Below are 26,534 nucleotides of genomic sequence, written 5' to 3' on the forward strand. Positions count from 1 at the left end.
GTGGGCGGCGGGCCGCGTCAGGCCGCCGCGGGGGCTTCCTGGGTGTCGACGATATCCACCGAGAAGGTCAGTTCGGCGGTCTTTTCGAGCATGGCGGACGCCGAGCAGTATTTCTCGTGCGACAGCTGCACCGCGCGCTCGACCGCGGCGCGCGGCAGGTTGCGGCCGGTGACGGTGAAGGCGAAGTGGATGCGCGTGAACACCTTGGGGTCGACATCGGCGCGGTCGGCCTGCAGCTTGACGCTGCAGCCGGTCACGGCGTGGCGGCCGCGCTTGAGGATCAGCACGACGTCATAGGCGGTGCAGCCGCCGGTGCCGGCCAGCAGCATTTCCATGGGGCGGGGCGCCAGGTTGTGGCCGCCGCCGTCCACCGCGCCGTCCATCACGGCCACGTGGCCGCTGCCGGTGCTGGCGGTGAAGAGCATGCCGTTGGGGCCGCCCCAGTCGATCGTGCATTCCATTTGTCAGGTCCTTGTGCTTGAGCGCAGTCAATGGCTGATGATACCCGTTGCGTACAATTCCGCTTGAGAGCCCCGCCCCGCATCAGGGGTGTGCGGCCAATCCAGGAGCCGTCCATGTCCCCCACCTTGTCCCAATCCGGTCCCGCCGCCTTCCTGCGCCGCTCGAATCCGCTGGATGCGCTGTTGGCGGAAGCCGACCGCGCGCTGCGCGTGCTGTCCGGCAGCGCCAGCGCCGGCCGGCCCAATCCGGCCACGGCCGAAGAGGCGCCGGACACCTTGTCGGCGCAGGAAAAGCGCCACGCGGCCGGGCTGATGCGGGTCAACCACGTGGGCGAAGTCTGCGCCCAGGCGCTGTACCGCGGGCAGGCCGCGGTGTGCCGCGAACCCGGCCCGCGCGCCCTGTTGCTCGAGGCCGCCGGCGAGGAAGTCGACCATCTGGTGTGGTGCAACCAGCGCCTGACCGAGCTGGGCAGCCGCCCCAGCCTGCTCAACCCGGTCTGGTATGCGGGCTCGTTCGCGCTGGGCCTGCTGGCCGGCTATGCGGGCGCGCCGCGCAACCTGGGCTTCATGGCCGAAACCGAAAAACAGGTCGAGGCGCACCTGGAAGGGCATCTGCGCACCCTGCCCGAGCAGGATGCCCGCTCGCGCCAGATCGTGCAGAAGATGAAGGAAGACGAGGCCCAGCACCGCGCCAGCGCCGAAGCCGCGGGCGGCGTGCCGCTGCCCGGTCCGGTCAAGGCCGCCATGCGGGCGATGTCCAAGGTCATGACGACGACCGCCTACCGCATCTGAGGCGGCCGGCCTGCGGGCATGCCTGCCCGTGGGGCATGAAAATGTTGCAATGCGCAAAAATTGCAGCATATTGGTGCCGCATGCACCTTTCCGGTGCAAGGAATAGGGCGGGAATACCCGGAATCAGCTAGGGTAAGTCCGCAAGGGGTTTACCCCTTCGGCAATAACCCTCCGTTTTCGAAGGTCATTGCTGCATGCGGCTTTCCGGGCGACGGCCAAGCGAATTGCGGCAAAAATGCAACGCGGAATGGTGCGGTGCGTTGGGCTAAAAAAAAATCTTGCATCGCACAAAAAAACCCGATACTATGCATCTCATCGGATGTTGAAACGCAGTCGGCGCGGTTCAAAAGCAAAGTCCAAGCAGGACAAGCAACACAGAACCCCGACAGCGCAGTGAGCGAAAGCGGCTCCCAGCATGCCAAGGTTGTCTCCTCCACCCTCCTCCTTTGGTGGATTTAGCCCGAGATCTCACGATCTCGGGCTTTTTTTTAAGTCAAATCAATGCGTCCCTATTTATGCCGGATGTCCGGTCTTTCGCGCCGGGCGAGACAGGGGCGAAAGGGCCGTGGTCCTACCTTGGCGCGCTCCGCGTTTTCCCTTGGATATTTCGCATCGACAGAGGCGGAAAGCTCTACAATTAATGCATGAAATCCGCATTTCCGCGCGCCGCCGGCCGCGTTGCAGCATCTCCCGCCAAACGGGGGTCCCCGCACGTGTCCTGGCCGGGGTTGCGGACGTTACGTTCTGTCCCGGTGATTTGCACTTCCTTATCCCTCCCATATATGGGCGTTACACCTGCCGCCGATAATGGCCGGCCTGTCTCGATAGACCAACCAGAGGTGACCTTGTGACCTGGCTGTACATATGCGTGGTCGCGTTCATGGTGGGGGGACTCATCGTGGCGTCGGAGCGCTGGCATGGCGCCTTCACCGGCGACAGCGATCTCAACAAACCGCAAGCGAACCATTCGCGCGCCACGCCTCGCGTGGGCGGACTGGCCGTGCTGGCGGGCACGCTCATGGGCCTGCTGGTGCTCGGGCCCGAAAACATGACCCTGACCTGGCTGTGGCCCGCGCTGTTCGTGTCGGCGCTGCCCGTGTTCGTGGCCGGCCTGCTCGAAGACATCACCAAGGACATCGGCGCCAGCAAGCGCCTGCTGGCGGCGTTCGCGTCGGCCGCGATCGCCTGGTGGCTGCTGGGCGGCGTCAGCCGCGTCGGCATGGCCCCGGTGGATTATGTCCTGTCGTATTGGCCCGTTTCCCTGATTTTCACCATGTTCGCGGTGGGGGGCTGTACCCATGCCCTGAACATCGTCGACGGCATGAACGGCCTGGCCGGCATGGTCGCGACGCTGATGGCGGTGTCCATCAGCCTGGTCGCGCTGCAGGTGGGCGATGTGCCGATCTTCCTGGTGGCGGCGGCGCTGGCTTCGGCCACGCTGGGCTTCCTGGTCTGGAATTTCCCGTTCGGCCGCGTCTTCCTGGGCGATGGCGGCGCGTACTTCCTGGGTTTCATGCTGGCCGAGCTGGCCGTGCTGCTGGTGGTGCGCAACCCGTCGGTGTCGCCGTTCTACGCGCTGGCGGTGCTGTTCTACCCCGTATTCGAAACCGGCTTTTCCATCTGGCGCCGCCGCTTCAAGCGCGGCGTGCCGGTGGACCAGCCGGATGCCTTGCACCTGCATCAGCTGGTGTTCCGCCGCCTGGTGCGCGTGACCTTCAGCCGCGGCCGCCGCCATGCGGTGCCGGCGCTGTGCAATGCCCTGGCATCGCCCTACATGTGGGTGCTGGCCCTGATCGGCCTGGTGCCCGCCACCATCTGGTGGGACAACGCCTGGGCGCTCAGCGCCAGCCTGGTGGTGTTCGCCAGCGTCTATATCTGGCTGTATGCGCGACTGGTGTCGTGGCGCCGTCCGGGGTGGCTGCTGTTGCCCTCCGTCCTGCGAGCCGATTAAGTGTTGGGCGCCCCGGTGATTGCCGCCGGGGGCCCGGTTATCCATCACCCCGACCATATTTAAAATGCCGTAATCGTTTTACGGTGAGGGAGAGTAATGTTGCGTATTCAGGATGTGAAACTCGCGGTCGTCGGCCTGGGCTATGTCGGCCTGCCGCTGGCAGTGGAATTCGGCAAGAAGCGCTCGGTCATCGGCTTCGATATCAACACGCGCCGGATCGACGCCCTGAAGGCCGGTCACGACCACACGCTGGAAGTCAGCGACATCGAACTGGCTGAAGCCAAGCAACTGTCCTACACCGCCGACCGCGCCGAACTCGGCCAGGCCAACGTCTTCATCGTCACCGTGCCCACGCCGATCGACGAGTACAAGCAGCCCGACCTGACCCCGCTGGTCAAGGCCAGCGAGACCATCGGCTCGGTGCTCAAGCGCGGCGACATCGTCATCTACGAATCGACCGTCTATCCCGGCGCCACCGAGGAAGACTGCGTGCCGGTGCTGGAACGCGTGTCGGGCCTGAAGTTCAATGTCGACTTCTACGCCGGCTACAGCCCCGAGCGCATCAACCCGGGCGACAAGGAACACCGCGTCAGCACCATCAAGAAGGTCACCTCGGGCTCGACGCCCGAAGTGGCCGAGCTGGTGGACCAGCTGTACAAGCAGATCATCACCGCCGGCACCCACAAGGCTTCCAGCATCCGCGTGGCCGAGGCCGCCAAGGTGATCGAGAACACCCAGCGCGACGTCAACATCGCGCTGATCAACGAGCTGGCGCTGATCTTCAACAAGATGGGCATCGACACCGAAGCCGTGCTGCAGGCCGCCGGCACCAAGTGGAACTTCCTGCCGTTCCGTCCGGGCCTGGTGGGCGGCCACTGCATCGGCGTGGACCCGTACTACCTGACGCACAAGGCGCAGTCGATCGGCTACCACCCCGAGATCATCCTGGCGGGCCGCCGCCTGAACGATTCGATGGGCGGCTACGTGGTGTCGCAGTTGGTCAAGGCCATGACCAAGCGCCGCATCCACGTGCAGGGCGCGCGCGTGCTGGTGATGGGCCTGACCTTCAAGGAAAACTGCCCCGACCTGCGCAACACCCGCATCGTCGACATCGTCAAGGAACTGGGCGACTACAACGTCGACGTCGACGTGTACGACCCGTGGGTCGAGGCCGAGGAAGCCGTGCACGAATATGGCATCACGCCGGTCGCCAAGCCCGACGAGGGCAAGTACGACGCCGTGATCCTGGCGGTGGCGCACCACCAGTTCAAGGATCTGGGCGCCGAAGGCATCCGCAAGCTGGGCAAGCCGGAACACATTCTTTATGACCTGAAGTACGTGTTGTCGCCCGCCGAATCCGATCTGCGCCTGTAAGGAGGACGTCGCATGACCACACGCTTTGAATCCGTCACTCAGGAACTCGCCGCCACGCCGCGCAAGTGGCTGGTGACCGGCTGCGCCGGCTTCATCGGCTCCAATCTGCTGGAGACTCTGCTGAAGCTGAACCAGACCGTCACCGGCCTGGACAACTTCGCCACCGGCCACCAGCGTAACCTGGACGAGGTGCAGGCCTCCGTCACGCCCGAGCAATGGGCGCGGCTGACCTTCATCGAGGGTGATATCCGCGACCTCGAGGCTTGCCGCCGCGCGGTTCAGGGCGTGGACTTCGTGCTGCACCAGGCGGCGCTGGGTTCGGTGCCGCGTTCGCTGAAAGACCCGATCACCACCAACGAGGTGAACATCGGCGGTTTCCTGAACATGCTGGTGGCGGCGCGTGACGCCGGCGTGAAGTCGTTCGTGTACGCGGCCTCCAGCTCGACCTACGGCGACCATCCGGCCCTGCCCAAGGTCGAGGAAAACATCGGCAAGCCGCTGTCTCCCTACGCCGTCACCAAGTTCGTCAACGAGCTGTACGCCGACGTGTTCGCGCGTTCCTACGGCTTCGAGACCGTAGGCCTGCGTTACTTCAACGTGTTCGGCAAGCGCCAGGATCCCAACGGCGCCTACGCCGCGGTCATCCCCAAGTGGACCGCCGCGATGATCCAGGGCGAAGACGTCACCATCAACGGCGACGGCGAGACCAGCCGCGACTTCTGCTTCGTCGACAACGCGGTGCAGGCCAATATCCTGGCCGCGACGGCGCCGGCCGAAGGCCGCAACCAGGTCTACAACGTGGCCGTCAGCGGCCGCAGCACCTTGAACCAGCTGTTCGGTTTCCTGGTGCAGGCGCTGGGCAACCAGGGCGTGAAGTACGGCAAGCAGCCGGTCTACGCCGATTTCCGCGCGGGCGATGTGCGCCATTCGCAGGCGGACGTCAGCAAGGCCGGCCGCCTGCTGGGCTACCAGCCCACGCATACCGTGCTGCAGGGCCTGGAAGTGGCGATGCCCTGGTACACGCAATTCCTGCGTTGATTTGAAAGCACTCATCCGCAAACTCGGCAGCATCCACCCGGACCACCAACGCATTTTCAAAGGTGCGTTCCGGGTGGCGGTGTTTCTGCTGCTGGGCAAGGCCGCCGGCGCCATCAAGGAGATGGCGGTGGCGTACCGCTACGGCGTCAGCGACGCCGTCGACGCCTACCAGTTCACGATGACCATGGCCACCTGGCTGCCGGTCACGATCGTGGGCGTGCTGTCGGTGGTGCTGATTCCGGTGCTGGTGCGGCTGCGCCGCGCCGAGGACGCCGAACGCGAACAATTCATCCGTGAACTGCAGGGCTGGGTGGCGGCCGCGGGCATCGCGCTGGCCGCGCTGACCTGGTTCGCCTGGCCCAAGGTGCTGGGCGCATTGGGTCAGGGGCTGTCCGCCCGGGTCGGCGAGATGACGGGCGAACTGCTGCTGGCCTTCGCGCCGGTCGCGGCCCTGTTGCTGGTTGCCGGCATCAGCGCCGCGCGGCTGCGCTCGCACGAGCGCCACGTCAATACGCTGCTGGACAGCGTGCCGGCGGTGGCGACGCTGGCGTGGGTCATGCTGGCGGCCAGCGCCGAGAGCGTCGGTCCGCTGCTGTGGGGCACGCTGGTGGGCTACGCGATCCAGACCGTGTGGCTGGCCTGGCTGGCCGCGCGCGCCGATGGCGGTTTCTGGGGCGCGCCAAAACTGACCCTGCGATCGCCGCACTGGCCCGAGCTGATGAGCGCCGCGGGCGTGATGCTGATCGGCCAGGTGGCCATGAGCTTCGTCGGCCCGCTGGACCAATACGCCGCCGCCAACCTGGGCGCCAATGCCAATGCCACGCTGGGCTACGCCAGCCGGCTGCTGTCGCTGCTGCTGGGCATCGGCGCGGTGTCGGTCGGCCGCGCGGCGCTGCCGGTGCTGGCCGATGTGCAGGCGCGCGGCGACAGCGCGCGCGCGCGCGGCATGGCGTTGAAATGGTCGGTGCTGATGGTGGCGGCCGGCGCCGTCGCCGTGGCGCTGGGCTGGGTGCTGGCGCCGTGGGGCGTGTCGGTGCTGTTCCAGCGCGGCGCCTTCACCGCCGAGAATACCGAGGCCGTGGCGCATGTGCTGCGCTGGGGCCTGTTGCAGCTGCCGTTCTATTTCGGCGTGCTGATCCTGGTGCAGTTGCTGGCCAGCCAGAACCGCTACCGCATCATGGCCGCCATCGCGGTCGGCAATTTCGCGTTGAAAGCCGCGCTCAACACGGTGCTGGCGCCGAAGATGGGGGCGGCCGGCATCATGCTGGCCACCAGCCTGATGTACGTGCTGTCCTATGTCTGCTACCTGGTGGTGGCCCTGCGCCGCGCCGAACCCAAAGAGGCCGCCTGAATGCCCGCCGTTCCCGAGTCCGGCCGCCCGTTGCGCGTGCTGCTGTTCATCCATTCGCTGCACGGCGGCGGCGCCGAGCGGGTCGCCGCCGACCTGAGCGCGCATTGGGCCGGCATGGGCCGCGAGGTCATGGTGGTGACGCAGGCGAGCGCCGACGGCGACGTCTACACCCTGCATCCGCGGGTGCGGCGCGAGGTGCTGCACACGGCGGGCGAGGGCGGCGGTCTGCGCGGCATCTGGAGCAATGTGCAGCGCGTGCGCGCGCTGCGGCGCGTGATCAAGGCCTTCCGCCCCGATATCGTGCTGGGCATGATGACCACCGCGTCGGTCCTGTCGGTGCTGGCGTCCACCGGGCTGCCGTGCCGCGTCATTGCCACCGAACACACCCATCCGCCATCGCAGACCCTGTCGGGTCTCTGGCAGCGCCTGCGCCGCCTGACCTATCCGCGCGCCGCGCGCGTGGTGGCCCTGACCCGCGGCACCGCGCAATGGATCGAGCAGCATGTGCCGGGTTCGCGCCTGGCGGTGATCCCCAATCCGGTGCATTGGCCGCTGCCCAAGGGCGAGCCGGTGCTGGCGCCGCCCGCGGGCGACGGCCGCAAGCGCCTGCTGGCGGTGGGACGGCTGCATGGGGACAAGGGTTTCGACCTGCTGTTGCAGGCCTACGCGCGGCTGGCGCCGTCGCATCCGGACTGGGATCTGGTTATCCTGGGCGAGGGCGATGAGCGCCGCGCGCTGGAAGCGCAGGTGCGCGAGGCCGACCTGCGGGGTCGCGTCAGCCTGCCGGGGCGGGCGGGCAACGTGGGCGACTGGTATCAGAGCGCCGACCTGTATGTGCTGACGTCGCGCTTCGAGGGGCTGTCCAACACCCTGCTGGAATCGATGGCCAGCGGCCTGGCCGCGGTCGCGTTCGATTGCGATACCGGGCCGCGCGAGATCGTGCGCGAAGGGATCGACGGCGTGCTGGTGCGGCCCAACGGCGATGTCGACGCGTTGTGCCGCGAACTGGCCGCGGTGATGGGCGACGAGGCCCTTCGCCGCCGCATGGCCGACGCGGCCACGGCGGTGCGCGAGCGTTTCTCCGCCGAGCGGGTGCTGGGCCAATGGGAAGAACTTTTTGACGGTGTGCGCGCGTCAGGCCGCTAGGCCGCGCCACACCGTTGCTGCGGTGACCACGAGAACCTGAAATCATGTGTGGAATTGTCGGAATTTGGGGCCCCCTGGGTGACAAGGCGCAAGTGCTGGCGGAAAGCTGCCGGCGCATCCGCCACCGCGGGCCGGACAGCAACGGCTTCTGGGAAGACACCGGCGCCGAGCTGGCGCTGGCGCACGTGCGCCTGGCGATCCAGGACCTGACCGAAGCCGGGCATCAGCCGATGGTGTCCGCCTGCGGCCGCTACGTGATGGTGTTCAACGGCGAGATCTACAACCACATGGACATGCGCCAGCAGCTCGAGGCATCGGGCCTGGCGCCGTCCTGGCGCGGCCATTCCGATACCGAGACGCTGCTGGCGGGCTTCACCGCGCTGGGCATCGAGGCGACGCTGCAGGCCTCGGTCGGCATGTTCGCCATCGCGCTGTGGGACCGCGCCTCGCGCAAGCTGGTGCTGGCGCGCGACCGCATGGGCGAAAAGCCGCTGTACTACGGTTACTCGGGCGCCGAGCTGGTGTTCGCCTCGGAACTCAAGGGCCTGATGCCGATCCCCGGGTTCGGCCGCAACCTGAACCGCAATGCGTTGGCGTCGTTCATGCGGCACAACTACATTCCGGCGCCGCAATCCATCTACGAAGGCATCGCCAAGCTGCCCCCGGGCACCTGGATCGAATTCACCGCCGACGACACCCGCAGCCGCCGCATGCCCGAACCGCGCGTGTACTGGTCGGCGCGCGACGCCGCGGATACCGCGGCGCAATCGCTGCTGTCGTTCGATTCCGACGCGCAGGCCACCGACGCGCTCGAAGGCGTGCTGTCCAAGGCCGTGGGCGGCCAGATGCTGTCCGATGTCAGCCTGGGCGCGTTCCTGTCGGGCGGCATCGACTCGTCGACCATCGTTTCGCTGATGCAGGCGCAGAGCTCGCAGCCGGTGCGCACCTTCGCCATCGGCTTCCATGAAAAGGGCTACGACGAGGCGCAGCACGCCAAGGCGGTGGCCATGCACCTGGGCACCGACCATACCGAGCTGTACGTGACCGCCGACGACGCGCTGGCGGTGGTGCCGGGGCTGGCCGACATGTACGACGAACCATTCGCCGATTCGTCGCAGATCCCGACCTCGCTGGTGACGCGCATGGCGCGCCAGCACGTCACCGTGGCCCTGTCCGGCGACGGCGGCGACGAACTGTTCGGCGGTTACTCGCGCTATTTCCGCGTCAACAACTGGTGGCAGAAGTGCGAGCGCATTCCGTCGCTGCTGCGCACGCCGGCCGGCGCGCTGCTCAGCGCCTCGACCCAACTGCCGGGGCGCGGCGCCTGGCGCGGCAAGGTCGGCAAGCTGGGCGAATTGCTGCGCGCCGACTCGCGCGGCGATTTCTACCGCCTGTTCGTGTCGTACTGGTCGGACCCGGCGCGCGTGGTCAAGGGCGGCGTGGAGCCGGTGTCCGAGTTCGCGCGGGCGATGCGCGGCTCGACCTTCGAGTCCATGATGAAGCTCGACACGGTGACCTACCTGCCGGACGACATTCTGGTGAAGGTGGACCGCGCCGCCATGGCGGTGAGCCTGGAGACCCGGGTGCCGCTGATCGACCATCGCGTCTACGAATTCGCCTGGAGCCTGCCGCACCAGTACAAGGTGCGCGGCGCCACCGGCAAATGGCTGTTGCGCCAGGTGCTGTACCGCCACGTGCCGCAGGCGCTGGTCGACCGGCCCAAGCGCGGCTTTGCCGTGCCGCTGGCGGCCTGGCTGCGCGGACCGCTGCGCGACTGGGCCGAGGCGCTGCTGGATCCGGCGCGCCTGCGCCAGGAAGGCTGGTTCGAGCCCGAACCCATCCTGCGCAAGTGGCGCGAGCATGTGTCCGGGCATCGCAATTGGGATAGCCATCTGTGGGGCGTGCTGATGATGCAGGCCTGGCTGGACCGCTACCGCGCCGGTGGCGAACAGGGAGGATCGGTTGGGAGTCGCTGACGAATGAAAATACTGATGCTGGTCAGTTCCATGCACGCCGGCGGCGCCGAGCGCGTGGCCGCCACGCTGGTCAACGCGTGGGCTGAACGCGGTGACGACGTCACCCTGACGCCGACCTATTCGTCCAAGGGCACCTGCTTCTACCCGCTGTCGGACAAGGTCAAGCTGGACTGGCTGGCGGACCTGGCGGGCACCCGCGTGTCGGGGCCGATGGCCGCGTTCAAGCGCCTGCTGACGCTGCGCCGCCACATCCGCGACACGGCGCCGGACGTGGTGGTGTCGTTCCTGACCAACGTCAACGTGGCCGCCATCCTGGCCACCCGCGGCCTGCGCGTGCCGCTGATCGTCTGCGAGCGCACCAACCCGGTCGCCGAGACCACCACCGGCACGGTCTGGCGCCGGCTGCGCCGCCTGCTGTATCCGCGCGCCGACATGGTGACGGTGCAGGCGGCCGACACGGCCGGCCCGTTCTCGCGCCAGGTGCCGGGCATCAAGCGCCTGGCCGTGATTCCCAATCCCCTGCCGGCGCCGCTGCTGGACGCGCCGCTGGTGCCGCAGCATGACGACGGCGCGCCGCGCACGCTGCTGGCGATGGGGCGCCTGGTGACCGACAAGCAATTCGATCTGCTGATCGACGTCTTCGCGCAGCTGTCGCCGGACTTTCCCGACTGGAACCTGCGCATCTGGGGCGAAGGCCCCGAACGTGGCGCGCTGGAGGAACAGGTCGCGCGCCTGGGCCTGCAGGCGCGCATCAGCCTGCCGGGCCGCACCGAAGCGCCGTGGGATGAATTGGCGCAAGGCCAGGCCTTCGTGCTCAGTTCGCTGGTCGAGGGCTTTCCCAACGTGCTGCTGGAAGCGATGGCGCTGGGCCTGCCCTGCGCCGCGTTCGATTGCCCCAGCGGGCCGCGTGAAATGACGCGCGACGGCCAGGACGCGCTGCTGGCGCCCGCGGACGATCGCGATGCGCTGCGCGAGTCGCTGCGCCGCTTGCTCGGCGATGTGGCGTTGCGTCGGCAACTCGGCCAACGCGGCGCCGCGGCGGTGCGCCAGCGCTATGCCCTGGCCAGCGTGCTGATGGAATGGGACGAATTGTTCGAAGCCGTGAGGGAAGGCCGATGAGCGCGGCGACCTTGCGCGTGGTGCATGTGATCGCCGGCCTGGGGCAGGGCGGCGCGGAATCCGTGCTGTGGCGCCTGTCCACCTATCCGGGGCAGGCCGTCGAGCATATTGTCGTATCGCTGACCGACGAAGGCGTCTACGGCGAGCGGCTGCGCGCCGCCGGCGTGACGGTGCATACGCTGGACATGCCGCGCGGCCGCATCACGCTGGGCGGCTTCATGGCCCTGCGCCGCCTGATCGCCGCGGCGCGGCCCGACGCCGTGCAGACCTGGATGTATCACGCCGATCTGATCGGCGGCCTGGCGGCGCGCCTGGCCGGTGTGCGCGCCATCGCCTGGGGCATCCGCAATTCCGGTGCGCACCTTGAGCGCAGCAGCCGGTCGGCCCGCATGGTGCTGCGCGCCTGCGCGCTGCTGTCGGGCGTGCTGCCCGGCGCCATCGTCTGCGCCGCGCAGGACGCGGCCGAACGGCATGCCGCCAAGGGCTACCGCCGCGATCGCATGGTGGTGATCGCCAACGGCTACGACCTGTCGCGCTATGCGCCCGACACGGCCGCGCGGGAACGGGTGCGTGGCCAATGGGGCCTGGCCGGCGACGTGCCGGTGATCGGCTGCGTGGCGCGCTGGGATCCGTTGAAGGATCATGCCAACCTGTTGCGCGCGGTGGCGGCGCTGGTGCGCGACGGCCGCGACGGCGGCCTGCGCTGCGTGCTGGTGGGACGCGGCATGACCGCGGACAACCCTGAATTGATGGCGCTGGTCGACAAGCTCGACCTGCGCGAACGGCTGGTGCTGGCCGGCCCCAGCGACGACGTGCCCGCGGTGATGAACGGGCTGGACCTGCACGTGCTGTCCAGTTGCGCCGAAGGCTTCCCCAACGTGGTGGCCGAGGCCATGGCCTGCGGCGCCTATTGCGTGGCGACGGACGTGGGCGATGCCGCCTACATCATCGGCGACACCGGCGTGGTGGTGCCGCCCGAGCAGCCCGAGGCGCTGGCGCGCGGCATCGAGAGCGCGCTGCGCGAGGTGGCATTGCGCGGCCGAAGTCGCGCCGGCGAGGCCGGACGGGCGCGGGTGCTGGAGAATTTCGACCTGGCGCGCATGGTGCAGAGCTACGCCGCGGTGTGGCGCCGTCTGTCCGGAGCATCGGCATGAGCGCCGCCCGTCGTCTGCTGTTCGTGGTCAACAACCCGGCCTTCTTCATGTCGCACCGGCTGCCGGTGGCGCAGGCCGCGCAGCGCGCCGGCTACGACGTGCACGTGGCCACGATGGACGGCCCCGCCGTCGCCGACATCGTCGCGCTGGGCATGACCCATCACGTCATTCCGATGACGCGCAGCGGCAAGCATCCGCTGCAGGAACTGGGCACGCTGCTGGCGCTGCTGCGCCTGTTCCGGCGGCTGCGGCCGCGGGTGGTGCACCTGGTGACCATCAAGCCCGTGCTGTACGGCGGCATCGCCGCGCGCCTGGCGCGCGTGCCGGGCATGGTGGCGGCGATTTCCGGGCTGGGCTTCGTGTTCCTGTCCAATTCCCTGAAGATGCGCCTGGTGCGCTCGGTGGTGGCGCGCCTGTATCGCCTGGCGCTGGGTCATCCCAACAGCCGGGTGATCTTCCAGAACGCCAGCGATCGCGATCTGCTCAAATCGCTGGGCGCCGTGCGTGATGAGCAGGTGGTGCTGATCCGCGGCGCCGGCGTCGATCTGGACCTGTGCCAGGCGTTGCCCGAGCCGGCCGCGCCGCCGGTGGTGGCCACCATGGTGGCGCGCCTGCTGCGCGACAAGGGTGTGTGGGAATTCGTCGAGGCGGCGCGCCTGCTGCGCGCGCGCGGCGTGCCCGTGACGATGCGGCTGGTGGGCGGCGTGGATGCCGGCAATCCGACGTCGGCCACGCCGGCCGAGGTCGAGGCCTGGCAACGCGAAGGCTGCGTGGAGGCGCTGGGCGAGCGCTCGGACGTGCCGCAACTGTACGCGGCCTCGCACATCGCCGTGCTGCCGTCCTATCGAGAGGGCCTGCCCAAGTCGCTGATCGAGGCCGCCGCCTGCGGCCGCGCGGTGGTGACGACCGATGTGCCGGGCTGCCGCGATGCCATCGATCCGGACAAGACCGGCCTGCTGGTGCCGGTGCGCGACCCGCAGGCCCTGGCCGACGCCATCGCCCGGCTCGCGGGCGACGCGGCGCTGCGCCAGGGGATGGGGACGGCCGGCCGCGCTTTGGCCGAGCGCGAATTCAACATCGAGCGGGTGGCCCGCATCCACGTCGAGCTGTACGACACGCTGAGCGCCTGAGTCGGCCTCAGTGGCCCAGCGCGGCGCCGTCGCGGCGGGGATCGGCGGCGCCATCCAGCCCTTGCGGTGTCACGCGGATCGCGGCGGCGCCGCTTTTCATTTCCACCTGTTCGATCTTGTGGCCCCGCGCGGCCAGCGACGCGCTGGCGTCCGCCGGGACGCGGCCCTTCTCGACCTGGCTGCGGCCGGTGTTGCCCGCCACGTGCGGCAGCGCCAGCGCATCGGCCGGGCGCAGGCCCCATGCCAGCGTGCCGACCACGGCCTGGGCGATGTAGTCGACGATGTAGCCGCCGCCCGCCGAGCCGGTGACCAGCGCCAGCTTGCCGTCGCGGTCGAACACCATGGTGGGCGCCATCGAGGTGACCGGCCGCTTGTTGGGCGCCATGGCATTGGGCGCGCCCTTGCCATGCGCCGACGAGAAATTGGTCAGCGCGTTGTTCAGGAAGAAGCCGTGCGGCATCAGCCACGAGCCGAAGTTCAGGTTGATGGTGGTGGTCATCGACAGGGCGTTGCCCTGCGCGTCGACGATGGCGACCTGGCTGGTCTCGGTGGTGCCGGGCGCCTCGGCGCCGGCCGGCGCCGGCACGCCCGCGAACACGCCGGGACGCGGATGCGTCACGGCCCTGGCGGACAGCAGCGCGGCGCGTTCGCGCGTGTAGTCGGGCGCGATCAACTGGCGCACCGGCGCCTTGACCTGGTCCGGATCGCCGATATAGGCCAGCCGGTCGGCGCGGGCGATGCGGGCGGTGTCGATCAGCAGGTGGTCGGCCGCGGCCGAGCCGGGCGCCAGCGTATCGATGCGGCGCGCGGCCAGCATGCCCAGCTGCTGCAGCACGGACACGCCGCCGAAGCTGGGGGGCGGGAAGGTGCAGACCTTCCACGACAGGAAGGGGCCGCAGATCGGCGTGCGTTCGGCCGGGCGATAGGCGGCCAGGTCCTGCGCCTGGATCAGGCTGGGGTACTTGCCCGCGCCCACCGCGGCGAGGACGTCGGCGGTCAGCGCGCCGTGGTTGATGGCGTCGGGATCGGCCGCGACCTTGCGCAGGGCGTCGGCCAGCAGCGGATTGCGGACGGTGGCGCCGACCGGCAGCACCTGGCCCTGCGTGTCGTAGAAGACCTTGCGGATCGCCGGATTCTCGGCCAGCTGCGGCAGCCGCTGCAGGCTGTCGTGCAGATAGGGCGACATCGGGAAGCCGTCTTCGGCGCTGCGGATGCCGGCCTGGAACAGGCTGGCCCATGGCAGCTTGCCGTAGCGCTGGTGCGCCAGCGCCATGACGCGAACGGTGCCGGGCACGCCGACCGGACGGCCGTAGCGCGCCACATCCTTGAGCGGCAGGGTTTCGCCGTTGACGTCGGTGCGCAGGCTGGCGGTGGCGCGCGCCGGCGCCGCGGCCAGGCCGTCCAGGGCCGACAGCGTGGCGCTGCCCTGGTCCCACACCAGCATCAACGAGCCGCCGCCCAGGCCGGACGATTGCGGTTCCACCACGGTCAGCACCATCTGCACGGCGATGGCGGCGTCGACCACGCTGCCGCCGCGCTTGAGGGCATCGAGTCCGGCCGCCGCGGCCAGCGGATTGGCGGCGGCGACCATGCCGGCCGGGGCCTGGGGCTGTGTCTGGGCCTGGGCGGAGGCGGCCGCGCACAAGGCGAGGGCGGCCAGGAACCGTGCGGGGCTGCGGGCTAGCGTAGGCATGGGGCGCTCCGGGAAGGACGACGGGCCATTATTCGCCCGTCATGGCGTCCTGTCCATAGCGGCCCCGGGGCGGGCCGGCCGGCCGCTTTGGCCGGGGCCTAGTCCTGGTGGCGTCGCGCGATGGCGTCGATCCAGAAGCGGGTGGAAGGGTCCTGCGGCGCGACCTGCTGGGATGGCGCATCCAGTTCGCGGATGATGTTCTTGGCCAGCGCCTTGCCGAATTCCACGCCCCACTGGTCGAACGGGTTGATGCCCCAGATCACGCCCTGCGCGAACACCTTGTGCTCGTACAGCGCCAGCAACGCGCCCAGGGTGTAGGCCTCCAGGTGCGGCAGCACGATCAGCGAGGACGGCCGGCCGCCCGGATGCACCTTGTGCTGGGCCAGCAGGCGCGCGCGCGCCGGATCGGCCTCGACCTGCGAGGTCTCGGCCAGCGCTTCCTCGAACGATTTGCCGCGCAGCAGGGCGGCGCGCTGGGCCAGGCAATTGGCGATCAGCAGTTCATGGTGACGCGCATAGGCGTGGTCGGGCTGCTCGCACAGGATGAAGTCGACGGGCGCGCCCGCGGCATCCTGGTGCAGCCACTGGAAGAAGGTGTGCTGGCAGTCGGTGCCCGGCATGCCCCAGACGGCCGGGCCGGTCGGCACGCCGGTCGGGCTGCCGTCCGCCGTGGCCACCTTGCCCAGCGATTCCATTTCGAGCTGCTGCGCCCAGGGCACCACGTGGAAGAGGCGCGAATCGTACGGCGTGATGACCAGCGAGTCGAACCCCAGCACGCTACGGTTGACGACGCCGGCCAGGGCCAGTTGCAGCGGCGCGTTCTCGGCCAGCGGCGCATGGTGGAAGTGCTCGTCCATGGCGGCGGCGCCGGCCAGCAGCTGGTCGAAGGTGTCGTTGCCCAGCGCCAGCGCGACCGGCAGGCCGATGGCCGACCAGAGCGAATACCGGCCGCCGACCCAGTCCCAGATCTGGAAGATGTGGTCCGGCGAGATGCCCAGGTTGAGCGCGGCCTCGACGTTGGCGGTGACCGCCACCACCTGCTTGATCGGGTCCGCCACGCCGGCATCGCGCAGCCAGTTCATAGCGACCTCGGCATTGGCCAGCGGTTCGGTGGTGGTGAACGATTTGGACGCCACGATCACCAGCGTCTCGTGCGGATCGAGGCGCACCATGGCATCGGCCACCGAGTGCGAATCGACGTTCGAGGCGAAGTGGACTTCGCGATGGATGCCGCCGTAGCGCAGCGCCCGGTTGACCAGGCGCGGCCCCCAGTCGCTGCCGCCGATGCCCAGGTGCAGCACGCAGCGGTAGCGCTTGGCGGCATCGGCCTCGCGCACGAACTGGCGCACGCGTTCGCGCTCGGCCAGCACGGCCGCGGCCACCTGGGCCGGGGGCTGGGGCGCGCGCAGCGCGGTATGCCAGGCCGGGCGCTGTTCCGTCCAGTTGGCGTTGCCGCCGTCGAACAGTTGCGCGCGGGCGGCCTCGAAGCCTTGCTGCTCCAGCAGCGCGGCGGCGGCTTCCTGCAATGCCGGCGAATGCGCCTGCGCGGTCAGGTCCAGGCGCAGCCCGGGGGCATTGATCAGCCGCAGTTGCTCGCCGCGCCGGTCGGCGTTGCGTGCGGCGGTGGCGAAGCGGTTCCAGGCTGGGCTGTTGAGCAGGGACATGTCTTTTTGTTTTTAGAAGGGCAGGGAGGCGTCGGGCGCCAGTTTAGCCAGTTCGCGCCGGAAGTCACCCTGGATGCGGGCCAGCGCCTCGGCGGTCTGCGCCTCGAAGCGCAGCACCACGACCGGCGTGGTGTTGGACGGACGCGCCAGGCCGAAGCCGTCGGGATACTCGGCGCGCACGCCGTCGATGGTGACCACGCGCACCGCGCCGGGGAACTGGCCCTGTTCCTGCAGCGCCTGCACCAGCGTGAAAGGCTGGCCTTCTTCCATTTCCAGTTTCAGTTCCGGAGTCGATACGTCCTGCGGCAAGGCCTCCAGCGGCGCGCCGGCGTCGGCATGGCGCGAGACGATTTCCAGCAGGCGGGCGCCGGTGTAGAGCCCGTCGTCGAAACCATACCAGCGTTCCTTGAAGAAAATATGGCCGCTCATCTCGCCGGCCAGCGGCGCGCCGGTTTCGGCCAGCTTGGCCTTGACCAGCGAGTGGCCGGTTTTCCACATCAAGGGTTCGCCGCCCGCGGCCTGCACCGACAGCCCGACATGGCGGCTGCACTTGACGTCGTAGATGATGGTGGCGCCGGGATTGCGTTCCAGCACGTCGCGCGCGAACAGCACCAGCTGGCGGTCCGGCCAGATGATCTGGCCGGACTTGGTCACCACGCCGAGGCGGTCGCCGTCGCCGTCGAAGGCCAGGCCGAGTTCGCAGTCGGTGGTGGCCAGGCAATGGATCAGGTCCTGCAGGTTCTTCGGCTCGGCCGGGTCCGGGTGGTGGTTGGGAAAGGTGCCGTCCACCTCGCAGAACAGTTCGGTGACCTCGCAGCCCAGGGCGCGGAACAGCTTGGGGGCGATGGCGCCGGCGACGCCGTTGCCGCAGTCGATCGCGATCTTCATGGGGCGGGCGAGCTTCACGCCCGAGGCGACCCGCGCGATGTACGCGGCCACCAGGTCCAGCTCGCGGCGCACGCCGGTGCGGGCGGCGGGCGCGTCCGGGGCGCCGTTCATGCGGCGCGCCAGGGCCTGCACGTCCTCGCCATACAGGGCGCGGCCGCCCATCATCATCTTGAAGCCGTTGTACTTGGGCGGGTTGTGGCTGCCGGTGATGGCCACGCCGGAGCCGGTCTGCATGATGTGGGTGGCGAAATACACCAGCGGCGTGGGAACCTGTCCGATATCCAGGGTATCGACGCCGCCTTCCAGCATGCCTTCCTGCAGCGCCTGCGACAGCATCTCGCTGCTCAGGCGGCCGTCGCGGCCCACCACCAGCGTCTGCACGCCCTGGTCACGCGCGACCGCGGCCAGCGCCGCGCCCAGCGAGCGGGCGAAGCGCGCGTCGATCAGATCCGGGACGGTGCCGCGGATGTCATACGCCTTGAAGACGGAAGAGGGGAATTGCGCGTTGTCGGCCACGTCGGATCCTTATTGTTTGCTACGCTTATTGTTTGCTACGGCTTGCCGTGGCAGGACCGCCCGGGATGCCGGCAGCCTGCTGGTAAACCCGGATGCCGGCGCATGCCGGCCAGGGGGCGGAGTTGAATTATCCTCCATCGGGCGGCCGTGTGCCGCCCTGATCTGGTGCGCAAAGGAATCCCTTTTCGCCTTGTTCCGGTGCGTCGGCGCAACGGAAGCGGACCCTTCCTGTCTTGGCGGGCGGTGGCATGGAACTTGCTGGTCATCCGAAGGTGATACGCTTGTCATGCAAGCGGAAAGACCAGAAAGACCGGAGGGGGCCATGGGAGCCAAAGTATCCACAGTCACGTCATCAGGCGGCGCCAGGCGCAGGCGCGGGCCGCCCACGGACTTCGCCGGGCCGTCGGCCGGGCGGGAACGCCGGCTCGACATTCATGTATTCGTATCGCCCGAGGGCGAGCTGGCGACGGGCCGCGCCTGGGAGCGCTGCGTCTGGCGCGACGCCCGCGTGCTGATCGCCGAATGCCCGGCGCCGCATCTGCCGGCCTCGGTCGAAAGCGCCTTGCGCGGGGTTGCCGCCAGCGTGGCGCGGGATCGCGCCTGGCAGGGCATGGGCACGGTGGCCTTTTCGCTGGATGACCGCAGCGGCGTGTTCCGCGTGATCCGCGCCGAGGCGCAGCCGCGTTCGGGCGCCGCCGTGGCCGATTTCGAGCCGGTTGCGGCCCATGCGCTGGAAGTGCGCATCGACGGTTGCGCCGATCGCCACATGCCGTGCACCCACCTGCTGGTGTGCGGCGCCACCCGCGGCGAAGCGCTGCGGCGCGCCTATCGCGCCCTGTCCGAACTGCCCGGCCCCGCCGGCGTGGACCGGGCCTTCCTGCTGAACCGCATCGCCTCGCGCGCCTATTGCACGGGCCTGACGGGCACGCGCCTGGACCAGGCGGTCGGCTAGGGCCGGTTCAGCCTCTACAATAGTCCGCACTACCCTTGAACAGCGCCCGGGCGCGGCCCGGCGCGATCTTTCCGTGCGGCGCCTATGACCTTGCTGAGCGAATTGCAGTCCCTCCTGGGCGAGTCCCATGTGCTGACCGGCGCCGATGCCGAACCTTTCGCGCTGGACTGGCGCCGCCGCTATCGCGGCGAGGCGCTGGCGGTGGTCCGCCCCGGGTCCACGCAGCAAGTGGCCGACGCCATCAAGCTGTGCGCGCGCCATGGCGTGCCGGTGGTGCCGCAAGGCGGCAATACCGGCCTGTGCGGCGGCGCCACGCCCGACGGCTCGGGCAGCGCCGTGGTGCTGTCGACCGCGCGCCTGAACCGGGTGCGCGCGCTCGATACCGACAACGACACCATCACCGTGGAAGCCGGCTGCATCCTGCAGGCCGTGCAGCAGGCCGCCGCCGACGCCGGCCGGCTGTTTCCGCTGAGCCTGGCGGCCGAGGGCAGCTGCACCATCGGCGGCAATCTCGCCACCAACGCCGGCGGCACCCAGGTGCTGCGCTACGGCAACACGCGCGACCTGGCCCTGGGCCTGGAAGTGGTCACCGCCGAGGGCGAGATCTGGAACGGCCTGCGCGGCCTGCGCAAGGACAACACCGGCTACGACCTGCGCGATCTCTACATCGGCAGCGAAGGCACGCTGGGCATCATCACCGCGGCCACGCTCAAGCTGTTCCCGCGGCCGGTCGCGTCCTGCACCGCGCTGTTGACGCTGGACAGCATCGACAACGCGGTCGAGCTGCTGTCGCGGGCCCGCGCCGGCTTCGGCGCCGCGCTGACCGGCTTCGAGCTGATGAGCGGCGACTGCCTGCAGGCTGTGGTGCGCCTGTTCCCGCAGCAGCGCCTGCCGTTCGAGGGCGCGTCCGCCGCCTCGCCGTGGTTCGCGCTGCTGGAGCTGTCCGACAGCGAAAGCGAGGCGCATGCGCGCGAGCGCTTCGAGACGGTGCTGGGCGAGGCCATCGAGGCCGGCCTGGTGAACGACGCCGCCATCGCCGCCAACGTGGCGCAGAGCAAGGCGTTGTGGCACCTGCGCGAGAGCATTCCGCTGGCCGAGGCCGAGCTGGGCAAGTCGGTCAAGCACGACGTCTCGATCCCGATCTCGGCCATCGCCGGCTTCGTGCACCAGACCAATGGCCTGCTGCAGGCGCGCTTTCCCGGCGTGCGCCATGTGATCTTCGGCCACCTGGGCGATGGCAACCTGCACTACAACGTCGCCAACGCGCCGGGCCAGACCGAGGCCGAGCTGCTGGCGCTGCAAAGCGACATCTACGGCGTGGTGCATGACAGCGTGCATGCGCATGCCGGCTCCATCAGCGCGGAACACGGCGTCGGCCAGCTCAAGCGCGACGAGCTGCCGCGCTACAAGAGTCCGGTCGAGCTGGCCCTGATGCGCCGCATCAAGCGCGCGCTGGACCCGCAAGGCCTGATGAATCCCGGCAAGGTGCTGCAAGCCTGAGCGGGGCGTACACAACCTTCTTTCCATGGGGAACGAGAACATGGCGGCCAGTCCCGCAGCGGGTGCGAATCACCGGATCCTGATCGTCGAGGACGATCACACCATCGCCGGCAATCTGTACACCTTCCTGGAAGCGCGCGGTTTCCTGCCGGACGTGGCCTACAGCGGCCCGGCCGCGCTCAAGCGCCTGGAAGAACAGCGGTTCGACGCGATGATCCTGGACATCGGCCTGCCCGGCATGGACGGCAATGCGGTCTTGCACACGGTGCGCGCGGACCGGCGCCTGCCGCTGCCGGTGCTGGTCCTGACGGCCCGCGACAGTCTCGAAGACAAGCTGGCCGGTTTCTCCCATGGCGCCGACGACTACCTGACCAAGCCCTTCGCGCTGCTCGAGGTCGAGGCGCGCCTGCTGGCGCTGATCCAGCGCGCCAAGGGCTCGACCGTGGACACGGTGCGGGTGTTCGGCGAGCTGTCCTATGACACCCGCAGCCGCATGGTGTCGATCGGCGGCAAGCCGGTGCACCTGACGCGCAAGGCCATCATCATCCTCGAAGCGCTGCTGCGCGATCCGGGCCGGGTGGTGTCGCGCGAGGAGCTGGAATCGCAGTTGTGGGGCAGCGAGCCGCCGTCGTCCGACGCCCTGCGCAGCCAGGTGCACCTGCTGCGCCGCGCCCTGGCGGATGCCGGTTTCGACGGCATCGAGACCATGCACGGCACCGGCTGGCGCCTGGTGACGGGGGAGCGCAGCGCATGAGCCGGATCGCGGGCAGCGGGACCCTGACGCAACGGGTGGTGTGGGCGCTGACCGGCACCGTGGCGCTGTTCGTGACGGCGCTGGCCCTGCTCGCCTACCTGACGTTCGACCAGATGGAAGACGATCTGGTCAACGACATCCTCAATACCGAAATGGACCGCCTGGTGCAGCACGCCCGCACCAGCGACCAGTTCCTGCCGCGCCGTGGCGCCCGCGAACTGGGCGGCTCCATGCGCGCCTGGCTCAGTGTCGACGGCCAGGCCCCGGTCGGCATGCCGGAGGAAATCCGCGGGCTCGACAACGGCCTGCACCTGATCGAGCCCGGCGCCTACACCTGGCACGTGATGGTGGCCGACACCGGCACGGGCAAGGTCTACCTGCTTTACGACGCCACCGACAACGAAGAGCGGGTGCACGATTTCGGCCTGATCGTGCTGGGGGGCGGCGCGATCTGCGTGGTCGGGGCCTACGCCCTGTCGCGACGGGTGGCGGCAGTGGCCGTGGGGCCGCTGTTGGAGTTGACCGACCGCCTGTCCACCTGGGCCCCCGGCGCGCCGGACCTGGCCGTGACCCGCGACGACGAGGCGGGCCGGCTGATCGAAGCCTTCAACCGGGTGCAGAACCAGGTCGACCGCTCGATCGCGCGCGAACGCGAGTTCGCCGGCAACCTCAGCCACGAGGTGCGCACGCCCCTGGCCGCGATCCGATCCGACAGCGAGCTGATGCTGCTGACCCAGGAACTGACGCCCGACCAGCGCCAGCGGCTGACGCGGGTGATCGACAACGTCGACGACGTCATCGTCTGCCTGGAAAGCGCCCGCGCCATGGCCCGCGACCAGATGCGTCCGCCCGAGCCGGTCGACCTGTCCGAATGCATGCTGGACGCCTGGCGCGGTTACGAAACCCAGGCCGGCATGGCCGAACTGCGTTTCGACAATGTCATCCCGGCGGACCACATCCGCATCCTCGACCGCTATGCCTTGCTGACCGTCCTGCGCAACCTGGTGCGCAACGCCGTCGAGCACGCGGCGCCAGCCACGCTCACGGCCAGCCTGGGCGCCGACGGCGCGCTGCAGCTGAGCGACGACGGCAAGGGCATCGCGGCGGACGACCTGCCGTTCCTGTTCCGCCGTTACTACAGCGGCCGGTTGCGGGATTCGGGGATGGCCGGACGCGATGAAACCGCGCGCGGCCTGGGCCTGGCCATCGCCAAGCGGGTCTGCGACATGCAGGGCTGGACGCTGACGGTGGATTCGTCGCGCGAGGGGCCGCAGCGCGGCACCCGTTTCACCTTGCGCCTGGACGCGGCGGGGGGCGCGGCGTAGGGCGACCGCAAGGGGGGTGAGCCGCCCCTGTCCCGGCCAGGCCGAATTTGACGAATTTTCGACTGTCGGCCGCCTAAGCTGTTTGCTCCGGCCGATCGCCATCGCCCCTCGCGCTACATGTCACCCTTTTCTCCGCCAGCGGCCGTGCGGCCGACGCCCGCTTTCTACTTTTCCACGCATGTCCTCGGGGTGACGCTGATGCTGGCGTGCCTGGCATGGTGGGTCAACGTCTCCGGCCTGGACCTGGCCATCGCCCGCGCCCTGTTCAGCGTGCCGCTGGACGACTTCCCCCTGCACACCAACCGCTGGCTCGAACTGGTCGGCCATCGCATGGTGCTGGCCCTGCCCATCGGCATGGCGCTGGGCGCGATCGGCGTGGCCGCGGCCAGCTACCGCATTCCCGCGTGGCGCCACCTGCGCGGCGCCGCGCTGGCGGTGGCGGCGACCTGTATCGTGGGGCAGCTGGCCGTCACGCAGCTCAAGCACCACACCACCCTGCCACGCCCCTTTGACCTGGAGACGCTGGGCGGATACACCCCGTATCCGCTGTCGTGGTGGACCTGGGATCGCGCCAAGGCGGGCGGGGCGCTGCCGAGCGGTCACGCCGGCGCCGGTTACTCGATGTTGACCCTGTATTTCGCCGGCTGGGCCGCGCAGCGGCCCGGATGGCGCTGGTGGGGCCTGGCCGTGGGCATCGCCGCGGGCGTCGGGTTCTCGATCGTGCGCGTGCTGCAGGGCGCGCATTTCCTGAGCCAGACGCTGTGGTCGGCGGCCCTGATGTGGCTGCTGGCCGCGCTGTTCTTCTGGCCGGTGCTGCGGGGCCCGGCCGCGTCGCGCGGTCCGGCCCGCATGCCCGGCGTTCAATTCAGCAGCACGCCCGGCAGCCACAGCGAGAACGCCGGCACGTAGGTGACCAGCGCCAGCGCCGCCAGCAAGGCGCCGTAGAACGGCCAGATGGTCCGCATCACCGTGCCGACCGAGACCCCGCCGATGGCGCACCCCACGAACTGCGTGGTGCCCACCGGCGGCGTGTTCAGCCCCAGCGCGCAGTTCAGCAGCATCACCATGCCGAATTGCACCGGCCCCATGCCGTACTGCATGCAGATCGGCAGGAAGATCGGGGTGCAGATCAGGATGGTCGCGGCCATGTCCAGGAACGTGCCCAGCACGAACAGGATCACGTTGACCATCAGGAAGATCGCCCACGGGCTGGTGGACACCGATGCCATCAGCTCGCCGGTCTTTTCCGCCACGCCGTAGAAGCTGATCAGGTAGCCGAAGGTGGCCGAGATGCCGATCAGCAGCAGCACCACGCCGGTCGTCTTGACCGCCTTGCTGGCGGCGCGCACGAACTGGTCCCAGGTCAGCGAGCGATACACGAAGACCGTCAGCGCCAGCGCGTACAGCACGGCCACCGCGGCCGATTCCGTGGCGGTGAAGACCCCGCTCAGGATGCCCACGATGATCAGCACCACCACGAACAGCCCGGGCGTCGCGGCCACCAGCGAGCGCGCCACGATGTGCCAGCCGGGAAACGTGCCCGCCGGATAGCCGCGGCTGCGCGCCACGAAATACGCCGCCGCCAGGTTGCACAGCGTCAGGATCAGCGCCGGCACCACGCCGGCCGCGATCAGCGCCGCGATCGACACCTTGCCGCCCGCCGCCAGCGTGTAGATGATGATGTTGTGGCTGGTCGGCATCAGCGCGCCCACCAGCGCCGCGTGGGTGGTGACGTTGACCGCGTAGTCGGCGTGATAGCCCTCGCGCTTCATCATCGGGATCATCACCGAGCCCATCGCCGACACATCCGCCACCGGCGAACCCGACACGCCGCCGAACAGCGTGCAGGCCACCACGTTGGACATGCCCAGGCCGCCGCGCACGTGGCCCACCAGCGACTTGGCGAAGGCGACGATGCGGTCGGCGATGCCGCCGTACAGCATCAGCTCGCCGGTGAAGATGAAGAACGGGATGGCCAGGAACGAAAACGCATTCATGCCCGAGGTCATCTGCTGGAAGGCCACCGCCAGCGGCAGGTCCTCGTACATGATCGCGGTGATGGACGACAGCCCGATGGCGAACGCCACCGGCACGCCGATCACCAGGAAGCCCATGAAGGTGAAGGAGAGGAGGGTCAGCGCCATGCCGGTACCACCTTTTGGTTGCGCAACAGGGCGATGATGTGCTCGATCGAGAACAGCGCGATCAGGACGCCGGAGAGGGCCGCGGGCACGTACTTCCAGCCGTTGGAGATGCCCAGGTTGGGGATCTTGTAGGCCCACACGGATTCGGCCAGCAGGGCGCAGTTCCACGCCATCAGCGCGCCGAACAGCAGCACCAGCAGGTGGATGAAGATCTTCAGGCGCCGCTGGCCGGCCGCCGGCAATGCGTCGACCAGCGACTCGAAGCCGATGTGGCCGGCGTCGCGCACGCCGACGGCGGCGCCCAGCATGGTGACGTACAGCACCAGCAACAGCGCCAGGCTTTCGGCCCAGGTGGGGGTGCTGTTCAGCACGTGGCGGCCGAAGATCTGCAGGGTGACCGCGACGATCAGGCAGACCAGCCCGAACACGCTGGTCCACATGCACAGGCGCGCCAGCCGGGCGCAGCCGCGGGAATAGGCGTCCAGCGGGGCAGCCGGGGCATGCGCCCGGCCCCCCGCCGCGACATCCGGGTCATGGGTGGAGGTAGCCAACATGCGGATTCCTTATTGGACGGCCTGGATCTTGGCGACCAGGTCTTTCATGTCGGGCGTGGTGACGAAGCGGTCGTACACCGGTTTCATCGCCGACTGGAACGAGGCCTTGTCGACCTCGACGATCTGCGAGCCGGCCTTCTCGACCACCGCGCGCGACTTCTGCTCGCGCTCGTCCCACAGCTTGCGCATGTAGGGCACCGACTCGCGCGCGGCTTCGCGCAGGATCTTCTGGTCCTCGGCCGACAGCTTGTCCCATTGGCGCTTCGAGAAGATCAGCATCTCGGGCGTCATGGTGTGGTCGGTCAGCGCGTAGTACTTGGCGACCTCGTAGTGGTGCGCGCTCTCGTAGCTCGGATAGTTGTTCTCGGCGGCGTCGACCAGGCCGGTCTTGAGCGAGGTGTAGACCTCACCCATCGGCATCGGCGTGGCGTTGCCACCCATGGCTTCCACCATCGCCACCGACAGATCCGACTGCTGCACGCGGATCTTCAGGCCCTTGGCGTCGGCTAGCGTCTTGATCGGCTTGTTGCGCGTGTACATCGAGCGCGAGCCGCTGTCATACCAGGCCAGGCCGACGAAGCCGGCCGACTCGCAGGACTTCAGGATCTGTTCGCCGAGTTCGCTGTCGAGCACCTTGTGCAGATGATCCTTGGAGCGGAACAGGAATGGCAGCGACGGCACGCGGGTGGTCTGGCAGATGTTGTGCATGGCCGCGCTGGACACGCGCGCCATGGCCAGCGCGCCCATCTTCACCTGCTCGATCGAGTCGTCTTCATTGCCGAGCGCGCCGCCGGCGTACACCTTGACGGTGATGCGGCCGTTGGTGCGCTGCTTGACCAGTTCGCCGAACTGGCGCACGGCTTGCACGGTGGGGTAATCGTCGGGATGGATGTCCGCGGAGCGCAGCTCGGCGGCATGGGTGGCGGGAATCAGCGTCAGCAAAGCGGCCGCGGCCAGGATGGCGCGGGTCAGGGTCGGGCGCAACATGTCTACCTCCGGTTGGGAGTACGGCGTTTCGTTGAGGGCCATTGCGGCCCCGAAGCTCTTCGATG

Annotated in this window: 22 protein-coding genes; 15 read left to right on the forward strand and 7 right to left on the reverse strand. The window is 69.0% G+C overall.

All coding sequences use genetic code 11. From position 1 onward, the window contains the following. Positions 1–17 precede the first annotated feature (17 nt). Positions 18–461, reverse strand: a complete 444-nt coding sequence (locus AOZ53_RS10335) for an OsmC family protein (protein ID WP_006391405.1) — start codon at positions 459–461, stop codon at positions 18–20. Between the two features lie 114 nt (positions 462–575). Between AOZ53_RS10335 and coq7 the strand changes: the two genes are divergently transcribed. The 10 genes from coq7 (at position 576) to AOZ53_RS10385 (ending at position 13,492) form a co-directional block, all read left to right on the forward strand. Further along, a complete protein-coding gene (coq7, locus tag AOZ53_RS10340; protein WP_054428984.1) occupies positions 576–1,253 on the forward strand; it encodes a 2-polyprenyl-3-methyl-6-methoxy-1,4-benzoquinone monooxygenase in 678 nt (225 codons plus the stop codon). An 847-nt stretch (positions 1,254–2,100) separates the two neighbouring features. Beyond that, positions 2,101–3,204, forward strand: a complete 1,104-nt coding sequence (locus AOZ53_RS10345; RefSeq protein ID WP_006391403.1) for an MraY family glycosyltransferase — start codon at positions 2,101–2,103, stop codon at positions 3,202–3,204. A gap of 96 nt (positions 3,205–3,300) precedes the next feature. After that, on the forward strand, positions 3,301–4,578 hold the full coding sequence (gene tviB / locus AOZ53_RS10350; RefSeq protein ID WP_082380456.1) for a Vi polysaccharide biosynthesis UDP-N-acetylglucosamine C-6 dehydrogenase TviB: 1,278 nt from the start codon (positions 3,301–3,303) through the stop codon (positions 4,576–4,578). A 12-nt stretch (positions 4,579–4,590) separates the two neighbouring features. Then, positions 4,591–5,616 (forward strand): SDR family oxidoreductase, encoded by a 1,026-nt coding sequence (locus tag AOZ53_RS10355; protein ID WP_054428983.1) that lies wholly within the window; start codon positions 4,591–4,593, stop codon positions 5,614–5,616. Between the two features lies 1 nt (position 5,617). Next, positions 5,618–6,967: a murein biosynthesis integral membrane protein MurJ gene (gene murJ, locus AOZ53_RS10360; RefSeq protein ID WP_054428982.1), complete on the forward strand. Its 1,350-nt coding sequence runs from the start codon at positions 5,618–5,620 to the stop codon at positions 6,965–6,967. After that, a complete protein-coding gene (locus AOZ53_RS10365) occupies positions 6,968–8,113 on the forward strand; it encodes a glycosyltransferase family 4 protein (protein WP_054487730.1) in 1,146 nt (381 codons plus the stop codon). A gap of 44 nt (positions 8,114–8,157) precedes the next feature. Continuing rightward, positions 8,158–10,089 carry an asparagine synthase (glutamine-hydrolyzing) gene (gene asnB / locus AOZ53_RS10370; protein ID WP_054428980.1) on the forward strand — a complete coding sequence of 644 codons (1,932 nt, stop codon included), beginning with the start codon at positions 8,158–8,160 and terminating at the stop codon, positions 10,087–10,089. A 3-nt stretch (positions 10,090–10,092) separates the two neighbouring features. Beyond that, complete coding sequence (locus AOZ53_RS10375; protein ID WP_054487733.1) at positions 10,093–11,208, forward strand: glycosyltransferase family 4 protein; 1,116 nt, start codon at positions 10,093–10,095, stop codon at positions 11,206–11,208. Next, positions 11,205–12,362, forward strand: coding sequence for a glycosyltransferase family 4 protein (locus AOZ53_RS10380; protein WP_054428978.1), 1,158 nt, complete (start codon positions 11,205–11,207; stop codon positions 12,360–12,362). The genes AOZ53_RS10375 and AOZ53_RS10380 overlap by 4 nt, the downstream gene beginning before the upstream one ends. Continuing rightward, positions 12,359–13,492: a glycosyltransferase family 4 protein gene (locus AOZ53_RS10385; RefSeq protein ID WP_054487735.1), complete on the forward strand. Its 1,134-nt coding sequence runs from the start codon at positions 12,359–12,361 to the stop codon at positions 13,490–13,492. Before AOZ53_RS10380 ends, AOZ53_RS10385 begins: the two co-directional genes overlap by 4 nt. 7 nt (positions 13,493–13,499) lie before the next feature. On the opposite strand, the gene AOZ53_RS10390 is transcribed toward AOZ53_RS10385, so the two are convergent. From AOZ53_RS10390 to AOZ53_RS10400, 3 genes are all read right to left on the reverse strand, one after another. Continuing rightward, positions 13,500–15,185 (reverse strand): gamma-glutamyltransferase family protein, encoded by a 1,686-nt coding sequence (locus AOZ53_RS10390; protein WP_231689718.1) that lies wholly within the window; start codon positions 15,183–15,185, stop codon positions 13,500–13,502. A gap of 98 nt (positions 15,186–15,283) precedes the next feature. Continuing rightward, complete coding sequence (gene pgi, locus AOZ53_RS10395) at positions 15,284–16,849, reverse strand: glucose-6-phosphate isomerase (protein ID WP_054487737.1); 1,566 nt, start codon at positions 16,847–16,849, stop codon at positions 15,284–15,286. A gap of 12 nt (positions 16,850–16,861) precedes the next feature. Beyond that, positions 16,862–18,253, reverse strand: coding sequence for a phosphomannomutase/phosphoglucomutase (locus AOZ53_RS10400; protein ID WP_006391388.1), 1,392 nt, complete (start codon positions 18,251–18,253; stop codon positions 16,862–16,864). A 322-nt stretch (positions 18,254–18,575) separates the two neighbouring features. Between AOZ53_RS10400 and AOZ53_RS10405 the strand changes: the two genes are divergently transcribed. The 5 genes from AOZ53_RS10405 to AOZ53_RS10425 all read left to right on the forward strand — a co-directional run bounded on the left by AOZ53_RS10405 (position 18,576) and on the right by AOZ53_RS10425 (position 23,693). Next, positions 18,576–19,205: a BPTD_3102 family carboxylase-like protein gene (locus tag AOZ53_RS10405; RefSeq protein WP_054487738.1), complete on the forward strand. Its 630-nt coding sequence runs from the start codon at positions 18,576–18,578 to the stop codon at positions 19,203–19,205. An 84-nt stretch (positions 19,206–19,289) separates the two neighbouring features. Then, on the forward strand, positions 19,290–20,705 hold the full coding sequence (locus AOZ53_RS10410) for an FAD-binding oxidoreductase (RefSeq protein WP_054428973.1): 1,416 nt from the start codon (positions 19,290–19,292) through the stop codon (positions 20,703–20,705). 40 nt (positions 20,706–20,745) lie between these two features. Further along, positions 20,746–21,459 (forward strand): response regulator transcription factor, encoded by a 714-nt coding sequence (locus tag AOZ53_RS10415; protein WP_054429260.1) that lies wholly within the window; start codon positions 20,746–20,748, stop codon positions 21,457–21,459. Next, entirely contained in the window at positions 21,456–22,784 is a 1,329-nt protein-coding gene (locus AOZ53_RS10420) for a sensor histidine kinase (protein ID WP_054487741.1), read from the forward strand. Before AOZ53_RS10415 ends, AOZ53_RS10420 begins: the two co-directional genes overlap by 4 nt. A 117-nt stretch (positions 22,785–22,901) precedes the next feature. Then, positions 22,902–23,693: a phosphatase PAP2 family protein gene (locus tag AOZ53_RS10425; RefSeq protein WP_054487743.1), complete on the forward strand. Its 792-nt coding sequence runs from the start codon at positions 22,902–22,904 to the stop codon at positions 23,691–23,693. On the opposite strand, the gene AOZ53_RS10430 is transcribed toward AOZ53_RS10425, so the two are convergent. From AOZ53_RS10430 to AOZ53_RS10440, 3 genes are read right to left on the reverse strand one after another with little or no spacing between them, the layout of a single operon-like run. After that, complete coding sequence (locus tag AOZ53_RS10430) at positions 23,645–24,928, reverse strand: TRAP transporter large permease (protein WP_006391382.1); 1,284 nt, start codon at positions 24,926–24,928, stop codon at positions 23,645–23,647. The genes AOZ53_RS10425 and AOZ53_RS10430 overlap by 49 nt on opposite strands. After that, entirely contained in the window at positions 24,919–25,482 is a 564-nt protein-coding gene (locus tag AOZ53_RS10435) for a TRAP transporter small permease (protein WP_082380458.1), read from the reverse strand. Before AOZ53_RS10435 ends, AOZ53_RS10430 begins: the two co-directional genes overlap by 10 nt. Positions 25,483–25,491: 9 nt before the next feature. Beyond that, complete coding sequence (locus tag AOZ53_RS10440; RefSeq protein WP_054428970.1) at positions 25,492–26,469, reverse strand: TRAP transporter substrate-binding protein; 978 nt, start codon at positions 26,467–26,469, stop codon at positions 25,492–25,494. Positions 26,470–26,534 lie beyond the last annotated feature (65 nt).

Origin of the sequence: Achromobacter sp. 2789STDY5608621 (assembly GCF_001299375.1) — a bacterium.
In the GTDB taxonomy this organism is placed as follows: Bacteria; Pseudomonadota; Gammaproteobacteria; order Burkholderiales; family Burkholderiaceae_B; genus Achromobacter; species Achromobacter insuavis.